The 16,045-nt window shown below is 37.6% G+C and carries 9 protein-coding genes and 1 tRNA gene; 6 read left to right on the top strand and 4 right to left on the bottom strand.

Going from position 1 to position 16,045, the window contains the following annotated elements; translation table 11 throughout:
• Positions 1-91: 91 nt before the first annotated feature.
• A tRNA-Met gene (locus tag BM361_RS16550) sits at positions 92-164 on the bottom strand.
• Between the two features lie 167 nt (positions 165-331).
• Here BM361_RS16550 and BM361_RS16545 point away from each other — a divergent pair.
• Positions 332-1,696, top strand: a complete 1,365-nt coding sequence (locus BM361_RS16545; RefSeq protein ID WP_074980241.1) for an alanine/glycine:cation symporter family protein — start codon at positions 332-334, stop codon at positions 1,694-1,696.
• A complete protein-coding gene (era, locus tag BM361_RS16540) occupies positions 1,689-2,576 on the top strand; it encodes a GTPase Era (RefSeq protein ID WP_074980240.1) in 888 nt (295 codons plus the stop codon). Before BM361_RS16545 ends, era begins: the two co-directional genes overlap by 8 nt.
• Before the next feature lie 30 nt (positions 2,577-2,606).
• Here the strand turns inward: era and BM361_RS16535 are convergent, their stop codons facing one another.
• Positions 2,607-3,146: a lipid-binding SYLF domain-containing protein gene (locus BM361_RS16535; RefSeq protein ID WP_074980239.1), complete on the bottom strand. Its 540-nt coding sequence runs from the start codon at positions 3,144-3,146 to the stop codon at positions 2,607-2,609.
• Positions 3,147-3,363: 217 nt separating this feature from the next.
• Between BM361_RS16535 and der the strand changes: the two genes are divergently transcribed.
• From der to BM361_RS16515, 4 genes are all read left to right on the top strand, one after another.
• The gene (gene der, locus BM361_RS16530; protein WP_038269031.1) at positions 3,364-4,668 is read left to right on the top strand and encodes a ribosome biogenesis GTPase Der; all 1,305 of its coding nucleotides are present in this window, start codon (positions 3,364-3,366) and stop codon (positions 4,666-4,668) included.
• A gap of 82 nt (positions 4,669-4,750) precedes the next feature.
• Positions 4,751-7,519 carry an outer membrane beta-barrel protein gene (locus BM361_RS16525; RefSeq protein WP_074980238.1) on the top strand — a complete coding sequence of 923 codons (2,769 nt, stop codon included), beginning with the start codon at positions 4,751-4,753 and terminating at the stop codon, positions 7,517-7,519.
• Between the two features lie 102 nt (positions 7,520-7,621).
• Positions 7,622-10,351: an outer membrane beta-barrel protein gene (locus tag BM361_RS16520; protein ID WP_074980236.1), complete on the top strand. Its 2,730-nt coding sequence runs from the start codon at positions 7,622-7,624 to the stop codon at positions 10,349-10,351.
• A gap of 112 nt (positions 10,352-10,463) precedes the next feature.
• Entirely contained in the window at positions 10,464-13,241 is a 2,778-nt protein-coding gene (locus BM361_RS16515) for an outer membrane beta-barrel protein (RefSeq protein WP_074980235.1), read from the top strand.
• Positions 13,242-13,374: 133 nt separating this feature from the next.
• Here BM361_RS16515 and BM361_RS16510 read toward each other — a convergent pair whose 3' ends face one another.
• Together BM361_RS16510 and BM361_RS16505 are read right to left on the bottom strand one after the other, a co-directional pair.
• Positions 13,375-15,138, bottom strand: a complete 1,764-nt coding sequence (locus tag BM361_RS16510) for a MutS-related protein (RefSeq protein WP_074980233.1) — start codon at positions 15,136-15,138, stop codon at positions 13,375-13,377.
• Between the two features lie 100 nt (positions 15,139-15,238).
• A complete protein-coding gene (locus tag BM361_RS16505) occupies positions 15,239-16,045 on the bottom strand; it encodes a TPM domain-containing protein (protein ID WP_074980231.1) in 807 nt (268 codons plus the stop codon).

Raw genomic sequence — 16,045 nt, 5'->3', positions numbered from 1 at the left:
GCATCTTGTTTTTTATTTATCTCCAAAGCGGATGTAAACATCGCTTTTGCTATAAAATAAAAAACCAGCTATTTCTAGCTGGTTTACTTTGTAGCGGGAGCTGGACTCGAACCAGCGACCTTCGGGTTATGAGCCCGACGAGCTACCTACTGCTCTATCCCGCGATCTTGCGAGTGCAAATATACAACCATTTTAAAGTTTACCAAATAAAAATTAATTTATTTTAATTGATAAAATGCAACAACCTAATCCTTAGTCGGTCCTTGAAATAAATTATATATCTTCACCTATCTTTAATATACAATTTTACCAGCGCAATAACAAGTTATAGATGAAAGAATTAACCGAAGCTATTGGTCATATTACAAGCTATACAGAGTGGATTATGTTAGTCCTTACCATTGGGGGAGGTTGTTTTTTAGTTTTTTATTCCCGATTTAAACCATACCTGCATATTAAACATGCTATCGATGTGATCAGAGGTAAATACGATCATGAATCTGATAGTGGTCAGGTAAGTCATTTTCAAGCACTATCTTCAGTGGTGGCCTCTACCGTCGGCCTTGGAAATATATCCGGGGTCGCTATAGCAATTTATTTCGGTGGACCGGGAGTTGTGTTTTGGATGTGGCTCACCGCGATTATTGGGGCATCAATTAAGTTTTATTCCTGTGGCCTGGCCATTCTGTTAAGAGAAAAAGACGAGCATGGAAATGTGCTCGGTGGACCAATGTATTACATGAAGCTGGGACTAAAGCAATACGGGCGACCTCTTGCAGTGTTTTTCTCTATCGCTGGTTTGGTAGGAGTGCTACCGGCCTTTACTGCAAATCAGTTAACTCAGAGTGTAGTACAAGTAATAAACCCCGAGCAATACCTGAGTCTGGGTGAGTTTTATTGGAAACTCGTAATCGGTGTCGTACTCACCATCATAACCATTTTTGTAATCTATGGTGGCTTGAAGTCAATTGTGAAAGCAGCCACAGCTATTGTCCCGTTCATGGTTGTGCTTTATATGTTGACAGCCGTATACATTCTGGCTACCAATGCGGAAGCCATTGCACCATCATTCAAATTGATTTTTACCGAGGCGTTTAACATTCAAACCGCTACCCAGGGTGGTCTGTGGGGGTTAATTCTTTTGGGAATTCGACGAGCTGTTTTTTCTAATGAATCCGGTGTAGGGAACGCTCCAATGTATCACGGGCAATCAAAGACCAATCAACCCGTTCATGAGGGCTTGGTTGCGATGCTCGGACCCTTTATTGACACAATCATTGTCTGTACCATTACAGCCTTGATTATTATTATCAGTGGCGTGTATATAGAGGCAGAGAGCAATGGAATCGCCCTTACATTGTCCGCTTTTGAGAAATTAATGCATGGTTTTGGAGATGAACTGCTCATGGTTATGATCATTTGTTTTGGGATTTCGACCTTGTTTACCTATTCGTATTACGGAACAAAATGCCTCAACTATCTCGCCGGACCAAAAATAGGCAAGTATTATAACGCTATTTATATCATCAGCATTATCTTTGCAGCAGTAGCTTCTGTCGATTTGGTGGTGGGGCTCATAGATTTGGCATTTGCCCTGATGAGTATCCCGAATATGATTGCAGTATTATGGCTGGCTCCAAAAATGAATCTGGCCATGAATAGCTATTTTAATCAATTAAAAGTAAAACATGAGTAATCATAAAGCTGGTTTTGTAAATATCATAGGGAACCCGAACGTTGGGAAGTCAACCCTGATGAATGCTTTTGTAGGTGAAAAGCTTTCCATTATCACCTCCAAAGCCCAGACTACACGCCATCGAATCCTCGGAATCGTTAATGGCGATAATTTTCAGGTGATCCTGTCAGATACTCCGGGTATTATCAAACCTGCATACCAATTGCAGGAATCCATGATGGATTTTGTGAAATCCGCCTTTGAAGATGCAGACTTACTGATCTATATGGTGGAGATCGGTGAAAAAGAATTAAAAGATGAGGCGTTCTTCAAGCGTTTACAGCATTCTGAAATTCCAGTGTTATTACTGTTGAATAAAATTGATAAATCAAGTCAGGAGCAACTGGAAGAACAAGTAGCATATTGGAAAGAAAAATTGCCAACAGCTGAAATATATCCGGTTTCCGCCTTAACCAATTTTAATGTACCGGAAGTCTTCAATAGAATAGTGGAGCTATTACCAGATTCACCACCTTTTTATGCAAAAGATCAGTTAACGGATAAACCGGAACGCTTTTTTGTTAACGAAACCATCCGTGAAAAAATATTGCTGAATTACAAAAAGGAAATTCCTTATGCAGTGGAGGTTGAAACGGAAGAGTTTTTAGAAGATGATAAAATTATTCGTATCCGTTCCGTGATTATGGTGGAACGTGAAACTCAAAAAGGGATCATTATCGGACATAAAGGAACTGCTTTGAAAAAGGTAGGGATGCAAGCCCGTGAAGATTTGGAGAAGTTTTTCGGGAAACAGGTGCACATAGAACTCTATGTGAAAGTAAATAAAAACTGGAGAAGTAATACCAACCAATTAAGAAGGTTTGGATATAATCAAAAATAAAGGCTTGGATTTCCCAAGCCTTTATTGTTTTTATTCCTTGAATGCTTTGTATTTGAATTTTTGTCCACCCACTGAGGCCTCAGCCATCAGACCACCTTTGGTATGCGTGAATACAGCTACACCTTCTGAATATTTGGCATCAACCGATTCTCCCGAGTGAATCGCAGTGGCAGATGCACCGGCATCAAACTTAAATTTACCTTTTTTAAATTGATCCAGTTCATTTTGCGTTTCAAAAAAGATAACTTCAATAATGGCTTGGCCCCCGGCTTGCAGGCCAACATTCAGCTTTTTCAAACCGGCCATACCGATCATCTTTCCTTTTTCATAGACCACACCGTTTCCGGAAGCTCCTCCAACAATAAATCCGCCCTTGCCTACATTTGGAAAAATAACATAGCCTGCAGAATTATCAAAAAAATCCTTTAGGTCAGGATTGGCATCTAACAAGGAAGCCTTGGCAGTCTTGGCGTCGTCAATTATTTTTTGGTCTTTGTCGTTTTGTGCAGTGACAGCACATGTGAATAATCCGATGGTGAATACGAGAAGTATTCTTTTTAATGATGTCATGATGTTGTTTTATGTTGGTTAATAGCAACTTTAAAGTTCCGAATAATATGTCATATAATGTGTTAATAATAAGTTATTTATGGCTCGTTTAAAAGGGAGTTGGTATAGGCTGTCAAGATTGTTTGAAATAAAATAATAGTACTCGAAATTTATAACTTGTAATACATGTTTTAACTTAAGGATGTAAAGCTTACCTTTGCAACCTAATTTTTTGTTTATGAGTGGTATTGTAGCCATAGTAGGAAGACCAAATGTTGGGAAGTCTACCTTGTTTAATAGATTGATTCAAAGAAGAGAAGCGATAGTGGATTCCATAAGTGGGGTTACACGCGATCGTCATTATGGAAAAGCCGACTGGAACGGACGAGAGTTCTCTTTGATAGATACGGGAGGTTATGTTGTTGGAAGTGATGATATTTTCGAACAGGAAATTGATAAACAAGTAGAACTTGCCATAGACGAGGCTGATGTATTGATTTTTGTGGTCGATGTAGAGGTCGGTGTGACAGGAATGGATGAAGATGTTGCTAAATTACTACGTCAGGCTGAGAAGCCGGTTTTCGTGGCTGTGAATAAGGTGGATGATGCAACCAGGGAAGCAAATGCTGTTGAGTTTTATGCATTAGGCCTGGGTGAATATTATACCATTTCAAGTATTAACGGAAGTGGGAGTGGTGAACTATTGGATGCAGTAGTGGAAGCCCTTCCGGAATTCGTAGAAAAGGAAGAAGATGAATTGCCACGATTTGCTGTCGTTGGAAGGCCAAATGCAGGTAAATCTTCTTTTATCAATGCACTTATCGGCGAAGACAGATATATAGTTACTGATATTGCAGGTACCACCAGAGATAGTATAGATACACGTTATAATCGCTTTGGGTTTGAGTTTAATTTGGTAGATACCGCAGGAATCAGAAGAAAAGCCAAAGTAAAAGAAGATCTGGAATTCTATTCTGTAATGAGATCCGTAAGAGCCATTGAACATGCCGATGTGTGCTTAGTGGTAATCGATGCAACAAGAGGATTTGAAGGACAGGACTCTAATATTTTCTGGCTGGCAGAAAGAAATAAAAAAGGAGTCGTTATTTTAGTGAATAAATGGGATCTGGTAGAGAAAGAAACCAATACCATTAGAGATTTTGAACGTAAAATCAGAAAAGAAATAGAACCTTTTACCGATGTGCCAATCGTTTTTATGTCTGCACTTACCAAACAACGTATTTATAAGGCTATAGAAACGGCCGTTGAGGTTTATAATAATAGAAGTAAAAAGATATCAACTTCTAAACTCAACAATACCATGCTTCCTCTAATTGAAAAGACGCCACCACCTGCGGCGAAAGGGAAGTATGTTAAAATTAAATACTGTACTCAATTACCAACTCCAACACCTCAGTTTGCATTTTTTGCGAACTTACCACAGTACATTAAAGACCCATACAGAAGATTTGTCGAAAATAAGCTGAGGGAAAATTTTGACTTTAACGGAGTGCCGATTCAGGTATATTTTAGGAAAAAATAGGGAAACATAACCAATTTTTTAACACTTTCTTAGTTTTTTGGTTGAACTAATGCTTTAGTTTTGTTGAAAATTCAATCAAAAAATGATCAGATTATGTACTTTATTGCTACTCTTTACGAGTAGTCTAATCTTTGCGCAAGATTACACCATAACCGGAACCGTTAAGGAAAAAGAATCGCAACAATTACTGGAATCAGCAACTATTTATGCGGAAAGCATAAAAGATAGTACCCTGATTTCATATACCATTTCCGAGAATAACGGTGGTTTTCAACTCGATTTCAAAACCTCCGAACCTAAAGTAAACGTCTTTTTTACCTATAATGGGTACAAATCCGTAATGAAAGAGTTCGTGCTGAATAAACCGAAATTTGAGGTTGGCGATATTCTACTACAGCCTCAATTGCAGGAATTGGATGGCGTAAGTGTTGTTGGGGAACGCATTCCCATTACCATTAAAAAAGATACTTTAGAATTTAACGCAGATTCTTTTAAAACAAGACCAGATGCCACCGTCGAAGATGTGCTGAAAAAACTACCTGGGGTCGAGATCGATTCGGAAGGTAAAATAACGGTCAACGGAAAGGAAGTAAATCAGGTATTGGTCAATGGGCAGGTTTTTTTTAGTAACGACCCCAAAGTAGCAACCAAGAGCCTTCCAAAAGAAATTATTAGTAAGATTCAGATTACCGATACCAAAACAAAAACCCAGGAATTCGCAGGAGAGGAGGGTAATGGAGAAACAAAAACTATTAACCTTACCATCAAGGAAGATAAGAACAAAGGAATGATGGGACGATTGTCCGCAGGTTATGGTACCGACGACCGCTATCAACTCAACGGTCTTTTAAATTATTTCAATAATAAAGAACGGGTAAGTATACTTACAGGAGCAAATAATATCAATAATGCCGGGTTTTCGTTCGATGAGATTTACGATATGGTAGGTAATACCAGTAGAGGGATCTCATTCAATTCCAATGGGGCATTTTCTGTAGGAGGGATGTCTTTTGGTTTTGGACAGGGAATAGTAACAACCTCAAACCTTGGTGCCAGCTATGCAAATGCAAAAAAAGGTAAATATGAGCTCGATGCTAATTATTTTTTTACTTCAAGTGATTCCTATAATGATCAGAGAACCAATAGAGAAAACTTCTTGCCGGATGGTAGTTTCTTTACCAATTCCGAATCTAATTTTGAAGGTACTACCAAGTCGCATAGAGGAGCTGCGAATCTTGAATTCGATATCGATGAAACCCTAAGGATCTCGGTACAGCCGGCAATGAGCGTTAATAATACCGATTCCGAGAACATAAGTGCTACCGAGAGTATCAGTGATCAGGATGAACTGATTAATAGAAACAGAAGTAGAACCGTCAGTAATGGCGAACAACGTAATTTTACGAATCAATTGAATATCTTCAAAAAGTTAGATACCATTGGAAGATACATAAGGTTTGGGTTTTCAAATAATAATACCGAAAACATGAATGTGTCCAATTTTTATACCCGAAGAGAGGTTTTCGGTGATAACCCTTCAGATGAAGAACTCGATCAACAAACATTTACCAATGCTACAACCGATAGCTATAATTTAGGGTTTACCTATAATCACCCACTCTCCAAAAAGACCTTTGTAAGCCTTGGATATAACTTCCGAAACGCAATGAATAAGAATGAAAAAAGTGTATATGATTACGATGAAGTATCACAAGTCTATGACGATTTTAATACGCTCTTGAGTTCTGATTTTAACTTTGAGAATAAACAGCATTACCCTGAAGCAGGATTTAGAAGAAATGGGGAGAAGTTCAGATTTGGATTGTCTGCCAGGTACTTTTTTACCGAACTGGATAATGAAGATTTTTTGCAGAGTACCACCTTTAATAATAAATACGAAAACTTATTATTCACCGCCAATGCTAATTATAGTTTCGATAAGCGGAAGCGTATGTCCTTATGGTATTACTCTGATTTAAATATGCCATCTGTTCGTCAGTTACAGCCTGTGCCGGATGTTAGTAATCCATTGAATATTGTGATTGGTAATCCCGATTTGAATCCTTCGACAAACCATAGCCTTAGTTTGAGTTTTAATAATTACAATTGGCAGGAACGAACGGGAATGTTTTTCCATGCAAGCCTACGGGCTGAAACTGATAAAATTGTCGCGGTAACCACTACCGATGAAGACTTTATAAGAACAACAGAATATCGCAACATAGATGGTAATTATTCCATTTACGGGTCCGCCAGGTATTCAAAACAGTTTAAAAAGGATAGTACCTTCACGGCTAAGATTAATATAAAACCATATTTTAATTATAACAAAGGAGTAAGCTTTAGTAACGGAGAGCAACTGGAAAGTAATTCTTATTCCATAACTCCAAGAATTTCAACTACCTTAAATTTTTTGGAAATGCTCGAATTAGAACCGGGTTATGAATTCGGATATACCGATACCAGGTATAATTTAAGTGCTGTAGATGACATCAATTTTGTAACCCAAAGAGCGACTTTAAAAACAACGACCTATTGGCCGAAAAATCTTATCTGGGGGAATGATATTAGTTATACGTATAATAGTAATGTCGGACCGGGATTTGACAAAGATGCCTTGTTCTGGAACATGAGTTTGGGAATGCAAATGTTTAAGGAAAAGGCCACTTTAAAAGTATTAGCTTACGATCTGCTCAATCAGAATAACAATACCAGAAGATCAACCGGAACCGATTACATTCAGGATTTTCAAGGTACAGTTCTACAGCGATACTTTATGATGAGTTTTACGTTTAAATTCGATCAGTTTGGAGGTAAAAAGAAAAAAAGTAGTATGATGTACTTAGATTAATTTTTCTATATTTTTTAAGAAAATTATAACATATATGAAGGCACCCATTTACGATAAATAGGACTCTAATTGTAAAATATATAAACCAACCCAAACACCAAAGTGCGAAATTATTTTTTTATAATTGGATTCCTATGCAGTAGTTTTATACTCGCTCAGGAATATACCATAAAAGGAGTAGTTAAAGAAAAACAATCGAAAGAAGCACTGGAGGCAGCAACCGTCTATGCGGAAAGTGTCAAAGACAGTACGCTAATTTCATACACTATTTCAGAAAAAGACGGCTCGTTTGAACTCGACCTGGTCTCTTCCTTAGATCGCGTAAACCTGTTTATTTCCTACGCGGGGTATGGAACAACCAAGAAGTTGCTAGCACTTAAAAAGACTCCGTTAGACCTGGGAGAGGTTCTAATGGAGCAACAAATGGAGGAGCTGGAAGGAGTAAGCGTTGTAGCAGAGCGAAGGCCAATTACCATAAAAAAAGATACCCTTGAATACAATGCGGATTCGTTCAAGGCCCGACCCGATGCCAATGTAGAAGAGTTATTAAAGAAGCTACCCGGCGTCGAAGTCGATAGCGACGGGAAAATTATGGTAAACGGGAGGCAGGTAGATAAAATTCTGGTCGATGGGAGGGAGTTTTTCGGTAGTGATCCTAAAATCGCCACTAAAAACCTGCCCAAAGAAATTGTAGATAAAATTCAGTTTACAACTACAAAAACAGAAACAGAAGAGTTTACTGGTAAGGAATCTGAATCGGAAAACAAAACATTGAACATAACCATTAAGAAAGGTAAAAATAGAGGGTACTTCGGAAGGTTAGCCGCAGGTTATGGAACCGACGATAAGTATCAGTTAAATGGAATGGTCAATCTTTTTCAGGATGCAGAGCGGATGAGTATCATCGGAGGTGCCAATAATGTTAATAACACGGGGTTTTCTATGGATGGAATCTATGATATGTATGGAGGGCCCATGAATCGAGTTAGTGTAGGGGGTGGATCAGGGATCACAAACTCTGGTAATATAGGAACTAATTATTCCAATCGCTTTAAGGACAAAACAAATGTAAGAGCCAATTATATGTACTCGGGTAGCAGTACATTTAATGAATCTAAAACGTCAAGAGAGAATATATTACCAGATAGATATTATTTTACAGAAAGCTTGTCTAAATCCGATTCAGATGCAGATACCCACAATGCCGATGCTCGTTTTGCCTTTGAATTAGATTCTACCCTTAGAATTACCATGGCTCCGAGATTTAATATCACTGAGAATATTGCCGCCAATACGAGTGCTCAAAAATCAAGTGATGAAGATGGAAACCTTATTAATGAAAGTGCAACAGAAAACGTATCAGAGAATGATCGAAAAAGTTTTAATAACAATATCAACATCATTAAACGTCTGGACCACAAAGGGGGCTATGTTAGCATGGGGTTTAACAATGCTAATAACATCAATAACGGGTTGATGAAGTTGAATACCTTTAGAGAATTGTATGGTGATAATCCTTCACAAGAAGAGGTGAGACAGTTAACAACACGAAGTAATCGATCCGATGGGTATGGTGTAAATGTCAATTATAGAAAACCGATTGTAGAGAAACTTTTCTTGGATACAAAATATAACTATAATTCAAATGTTCAGAAAAATAAAATCATCGTCAATGATTATGATGAAATAACGGAAGAATATACTCAGTTCAATGAAGAATTAAGTTCTGACTTTATTTTTAAAAACATACGACAACATGCATCGGTTGGAGTTAATTATGCCGGAAAAAAATTGAGTGTTGGAATTGATGGTAATTGGCAAAACACACAAATGAGCAATGATGATAAATTGCAAGACGTGCAGTTTGATAAAGAATTCAATAATTTCTTTTTTAGTGGAAGGTTCAGGTACCAGTTAGAAAATAATAAACAGGTCCATTTAAATTATCGATCCAATGTGAGGGTGCCAAATGTCAATCAGCTCCAGCCAATTGAAAATAGAATAAACCCGACAAATATTCGAGTCGGAAATCCCGATTTAAATGCAACCGTTAGTCATAACCTATCCATGTATTACAATAATTACGATTGGAAAAAAAAGATGGGCATTAGTGTTAATACTAATTTAAGACTTGCTAATGATAAAATTGCCAGAATTACCATTACAGATGAAAACCTGGTCAGGACAACCACATATACCAACCTCGATGGTGATTATTCGATAGGACTGGGTGGATCCTTCAATAAACAGGTTAAGAAAGATAGTGTTTATGAGATAAAATTCAATTTAAACCTGAATGCATCATACAATAACAATGTCAATTTTAGTAATGGAATTGAATTTACTTCGAAAACCTTTAACCTGACACCGCGTATTGGATTTAATTATAACTACAAAGAATTAATTGATGTTGCTCCAAACTATGCGCTTACCTATAGTAATGCTTCTTATACTTTAGAGAACAGGGACAAGGTTCGATTTGCAAGACATAGCGCGGGGGTCAGGACGACAACCTTTTGGCCTAAAAATGTAATTTGGGGGAACGATATTTCATATTCATATAACGGAAACGTCAGTGATGATTTCGATAAAAGTTCTGTTTTCTGGAACATGAGCATTGGGATGCGGGTTTTAAAAGATAAAGGTCTGGTGAAACTATTTGCCTATGACCTGTTAGATCAAAATATTAATACCTCCCGAACAGCCTTCGGAGATGTGATTCAGGATAATCAAAGTACAGTGTTGAAACAATATTTTTTGTTGAGCTTTTCTTATAAATTAGACCAGTTTGGAGGGAAAAGATCAAAAAGTGGACGGCGAAATTATAATTAATTGATTTTCATGTTTATTTAAGAAAACTATAACATAATAACGTTAAACCTTTTGTCTTTATTAAAGTCTTTTTAAGAGTTATCATAAACTAACCTTGAACCTTTAAACTAAGATGAAAGTAAAAATTACCCTGATTGTACTGCTTTTTAGCAGCTATTTATTTTCCCAAGAGTATACCATAACAGGTACTGTTAAAGAAAATGGTACGAAGAACGCTCTCGAAGCCGCAACTGTGTTTGCAGAGACTTTAAAAGACAGTACGCTTATTTCATATACCATTTCAAAAGATGATGGATCTTTTGAACTTCAACTGAATACAAATGTTACCAAGGCCAATGTAATGATCTCTTATACAGGATATAATTCGAAAAAGAGGATCATTGACCTGAATAAGACGAACATAGATTTAGGAGAAATATTGTTAGATCAGCAAACACAAGAACTCGAAGGAGTAAATGTAGTTGGAGAGCGTATTCCCATTCAAATAAAAAAAGACACTCTCGAATTTAATGCCGACTCCTTCAAAGCGCGTCCGGATGCCAATGTCGAGGAGTTATTGAAAAAGTTGCCGGGCGTTGAGGTAGATAGCGATGGTAAAATTACCGTTAACGGACGAGAGGTAAATAGAGTGTTGGTGAACGGAAAGGCGTTTTTTGGTAATGACCCTAAAATAGCCACAAAAAACTTGCCTAAAGAAATCATAGATAAAATACAAATTACCGATACAAAGACAGAAACTGAAGAGTTTACAGGTAAAGATTCTGATTCTGAAGAAAAAACTATAAACATAACGATTAAAGAAGAGAAGAATAAAGGCCATTTTGGTAGAGCCACAGCGGGATACGGAACCGATGATCGCTATCAGTTAAACGGTATGTTGAATATGTTTAAAGGTGAAGAACGCTTCAGTATTCTGGCAGGAAAGAATAATATCAATAGTTCCGGGTTCTCTATGGATGAGATTTTTGACATGGTAGGGAACTCCGGAAGAAGAAGTGTTTCCGTCGGAGGAAATGGTAGTTTTAGTGTAAATGGACTCAACTTTGGTTTTGGTCAGGGTATAACAACATCTACCAATATCGGAGGTAATTATGCCAATGAATTCAGTGATAAAACTGAAGTTACCGGGGATTATTTCTATGGGGGGAGTAGTTCATTCAACGATACCAAAACATCACGAGAAAACATTTTACCAGATAGACGCTATTTTACCGAACGTCAATCCAGTTTTAATGGAGATACCGATTCACACAGGGGGAATGCACGATTTGAATTTGAATTAGATTCAACCTTAAAGATAACGATAGCTCCAAGGTTTAACCTTGCTAAAAGCCTCTCCTCAAATAGAACCATGGAAAACGCTACCGATGAAGATGGGGCGCTGATCAATGAAAGTCAATCCAGAAGTGTTGATGAAAATGAGCAACAGAGTTTCAGTAATAATCTCGATGTGATCAAAAGGTTTGGAAGTAAAGGTCAGTTTTTGAGAGTAGGTTTTAATAATAATAACAATGTTACCGATGGGAGTTCTAACCTCAATACGCTCAGATCGGTATACGGGAATAACCCGTCAGAAGAAGAGGTAGATCAGTTGACTAAAATCGATAACCGCTCAGATACATATCAGGCAGAGATCGAGTTCAGACAACCAATTATTAAAAACCTTTTTGCCGATTTAGAATATCGCTATAATTGGCAAAATCAGGAAAATAGCAGGATTGTTAATGATTTTGATGCCGCATCAAATGGATATACCGATTTTAATGCTGACCTAAGTTCCGAATTTACCTTTAAGAACATACAACAAAGATCAACTTTTGGTATCAATTATGAAGGCGAGGCCCTGAGTGTTCGCGTAAATGCAAACTATCAGAATACCGAAATGAATAACAACGATAGACTACAAAATTTAGAATTTGATAAGGATTTTAATAACATCTTTTTCTCAAGTCGTGTGCGGTATACCCTAAGTAGAAATAAACGGATACGTTTTGATTATAGGTCAAGCGTAGATATTCCATCGTTGTCCCAGCTTCAACCCATTGAGAATATTTCGAACCCTACAAATATAGTAGTCGGGAATCCTGATTTGGATGCAGCGCTAAGTCATCGGGTTTCATTTAATTATAATAATTTTGATTGGAGAAGCCGAAGCGGAATGTTCATCTATGGGGCGATGAATTTTGAAAATGATAAAATAACCCGATTTACAGTTACGGATGATAACTTTATCAGAAGAACCTCCTATACCAATGTAGATGGTAATTATTCAGCCAATGTGGGAGCATCATATGGGAAACAGATAAAGAAAGATACGACATATACACTGGGATGGCGTTTGCGATTAAACTCCGGATATAACAATGATGTGAGTTTTAGTAATGGGGTAGAATTTACTTCTAAAAATTTCAGCCTGACTCCACGTCTAACCTTCGACTATAACTATAAGGAATTAATAGATATAGAACCGGGTTATTCAATCACATTTAATAATACATCCTATACCCTGGACAATCTCGATAAAGTTAAATTTATTACGCATAATGCTGAATTGAGAACTTCTACTTATTGGCCAAAGAATATTATCTGGGGGAACGATATTGTGTATAGCTATAACGGGAATGTAAGTGAAGGTTTTGATAAGAGTTCCGTCTTTTGGAATATGAGTCTGGGAGTCCAGATGTTCAAAGAAAAGGGTACCTTAAAGTTATTGGCATACGATTTACTCGATCAAAATATAAACACGCGTAGAACGGTCGCTGAAGATTACATTCAAGACAGTCAGGGTACGGTTCTTCAAAGGTATTTCATGCTGAGCTTTACATGGAAATTTGATAAGTTCGGAGGAAAAGCTCCCCAACGTGGAGGAATGCGTTTTAGAAGATTTTAATCGATTACGGATTTCGAATGTAAAAATGGGTCACTACAAAAGTAGTGGCCTTTTTATTTGCTTTTAATCACAAAAAGACAACAAATGATATTGCGGGTAATTGCTATTTTTGGATAAGGGTGCGACCTTTTTATTACTCAACAATATCCATATGTTTCAGCAAGAATGAAGCATTCATGTTTTGGCAAATTCCCTCCTTCAATTCGTAGCTGAAGGACAACTCATCGTTCGCAATAATGGCGTCAAAATAATAGTTCTTAACCGCATCCAATTCCTGGGCTACCTCACATAAACTCAGATCGTGAGTGGCAATAATGCCTGTAGCATTACTTTTAACCAAACGCTCTACCAGCTTACGTGATCCCATTGCTTTATCAGTGCTGTTGGTGCCTTTGAGGATTTCATCAAGAATGATAAAATAACGACTCGTTTTAATGGCTTCAACAATAAATTTTAAACGCTGTAATTCAGAAAAGAAGTAGGATGCACCATCAGCTAGAGAGTCCGAGGTTCGCATACTCGTAATAAGCTTCATAGGCGAATAATCAAACGAAGAAGCACAAACAGGAAGGCCGCAGTTAGCCATAACAATACTTAATGATACAGTTCTTAAAAAAGTACTCTTTCCAGCCATGTTAGCCCCTGTAACGATAAAGAATTCTTTGTTTTGAATATTGAAGTTATTATCAACTCTGTTCTCAGGATTTAATAGTGGATGCCCTAAGCCTTGCGCTTCAATTCCTTTTTTATCACAAATAGTGGGATAATGATAGCCAGGGTGATTATAAGCAAAAGTAGCCAGGGAATTTTGAGTATCTATATAAGCGATGATTTCAAACCAGTGATCAACGTCTTCTTTATACGTATGAATCCACTCTTCAATAGTTTTTGCATGTCTCAGGTCCCATAACAAGAAGCCGTTGGCTAGGACACCAAACAGCATGTTATTCCGCTGATCTAAGGAGTCTATCGCTTTTGAAAGCTTCTTGAGAATGCCGGAGGCTTTTTCACGCTTGGAATTAATGATTACCTGCTTGGCCTTTAAGATTTCAGCAGAAAATGAGGCTTCCTCTATCAAATTCAATAACTGATGATATTGTTGAAGTACTTCTTTAGCTTTTCCCGAACGATCAGACAGTAAATTCGTTTTTTTAAAGTAACGTCCTGTAATTGTTAACCCAATAAAGAACCAATAAATGGCGAACGATTCAGGAATGATATTTAGAATGGCGGTGGTAATAACCCCAAGGGAAATGATAGAAAATCCAATCGAGATTGGCTTGGCATATTTCGGGGTGAACGATTGATAACCTTTAATCCAGTTAACAAGGGTTTTAGTGCTAAGGTCCGATTCAATAAGGTTAGCGATGGCAGAATAAACCTGACGCCATTTGGGTTTAGAAGCTAGATCTTTAATAACACGTTGTTTCTTTTCAATATCAACCGGATCGTTGTGAAGTAATATTTCTGCTAATTCTTTTTTGCCCTCAGGAGTGGCGGTCCTATTCAAATATTGAAAAAATGAACCTTTCCCAAACAGATCGATGTCATAACTGTAAAAATGATTGGCATCTGAAAATTCTTCACCCGTGTCAAACTCATGATAATCTCGTTTTAAAAACCGAAGTTCATTTTGATTAATCTCAATGAGCTTTTGTGTTTTTTTCTTTTCATATTGAAGGTTTGAGTAATGAGATACCAGCCCGAGAAAAACAGTCGTACATATAATGGCTATGACGGTAATCAGGGTCCAATTGCCAGAGAAGAAGTATATACCAACTACCGCAAGCAAAAAAACAGTTAGACGAAGCATACTAAAAAATAATAACTTCTTATTTATAGCTTTGAGCGCTGATTGGTAATTTTCTATTTCTTGGGTGTAAAAAGATGCCGGCATTACTTCCAGGTTATTTTATTAGCACTACAAAAGAAACCATTTCTGTAATGGATTGTTAATAATGAAAAGTTAAAAGGGAATTACTTTTTGGTTCTCGATATTACCAGCTTCCACTGGCACCACCACCACCGAAGCCACCGCCGCCGAAGCCGCCACCAAAGCCACCGCCACCAAAGCTACCACCACTGCCAAATCCACCTCCGGAACCACCGAAGCCGCCACGCCCCATATTGCTTAAAATGATCATGTCCCAGATGTCAAGTCCGCGATTTTTACCTCCGGGTCCACCGCGCCCACCTCTGTTCTTTTTTGACAAGGCCGAAATGATAATAAAAAATATAAATATCATGAAAATGATACCACCAACAGGGAAGCCCTTAGATCCGGATTTCCTGCTGCCTTTGTATTCTCCCGATAAAACCTGAAAGATAACATCCGTGCCCCGATTCAATCCGGCATAATAGTCCCCTTTCTTAAATTCAGGGATGATAACGTTGGTAATGATACGTTTGGAAAGCGCATCTGTTAAAAGATGTTCGATGCCATATCCGGTTTGTATGCTGATGTCTCTATCATCTTTGGCAAGAAGAATCAATATTCCATTATCTTCTTTTTCCTGTCCAATACCCCATTTATGACCCCATTGTGCGGCCAGATAATTGATATCCTCTCCTTCGGTAGAAGAGATGATAGCTACCACAATTTGAGTGGAGGTAGTGTCAGAATAACGTACGAGCTTATTTTCTAAGGAAGACTTTTCATAAGAAGACAAGAGGTTTACATAATCATAAACACTGGTTTGTTCACTTGGAGTTTCAGGAATTTGAAATTGAGCTGAAGCAATATTGATTAATAAAAGACCTGCTATGAAACATAAACAGTTTTTTATAAAGTTTGATCTAAGCAT

The sequence above is a fragment of the Zhouia amylolytica genome (genome assembly GCF_900116365.1).
Taxonomy (GTDB): Bacteria; Bacteroidota; Bacteroidia; order Flavobacteriales; family Flavobacteriaceae; genus Zhouia; species Zhouia amylolytica.
The sequence above is the reverse complement of the archived record's forward strand: the minus strand, read 5'-3'. Positions and strand labels throughout refer to the sequence as shown.

Coding starts and splice junctions, on each gene's coding strand:
- BM361_RS16515 (WP_074980235.1), top strand. CDS start 10,464: ATGAAAGTAAAAATTACCCTGATTGTACTGCTTTTTAGCAGCTATTTA.
- BM361_RS16505 (WP_074980231.1), bottom strand. CDS start 16,045: ATGCTTAGATCAAACTTTATAAAAAACTGTTTATGTTTCATAGCAGGT.
- era (WP_074980240.1), top strand. CDS start 1,689: ATGAGTAATCATAAAGCTGGTTTTGTAAATATCATAGGGAACCCGAAC.
- BM361_RS16510 (WP_074980233.1), bottom strand. CDS start 15,138: ATGCCGGCATCTTTTTACACCCAAGAAATAGAAAATTACCAATCAGCG.
- BM361_RS16545 (WP_074980241.1), top strand. CDS start 332: ATGAAAGAATTAACCGAAGCTATTGGTCATATTACAAGCTATACAGAG.
- der (WP_038269031.1), top strand. CDS start 3,364: ATGAGTGGTATTGTAGCCATAGTAGGAAGACCAAATGTTGGGAAGTCT.
- BM361_RS16535 (WP_074980239.1), bottom strand. CDS start 3,146: ATGACATCATTAAAAAGAATACTTCTCGTATTCACCATCGGATTATTC.
- BM361_RS16525 (WP_074980238.1), top strand. CDS start 4,751: ATGATCAGATTATGTACTTTATTGCTACTCTTTACGAGTAGTCTAATC.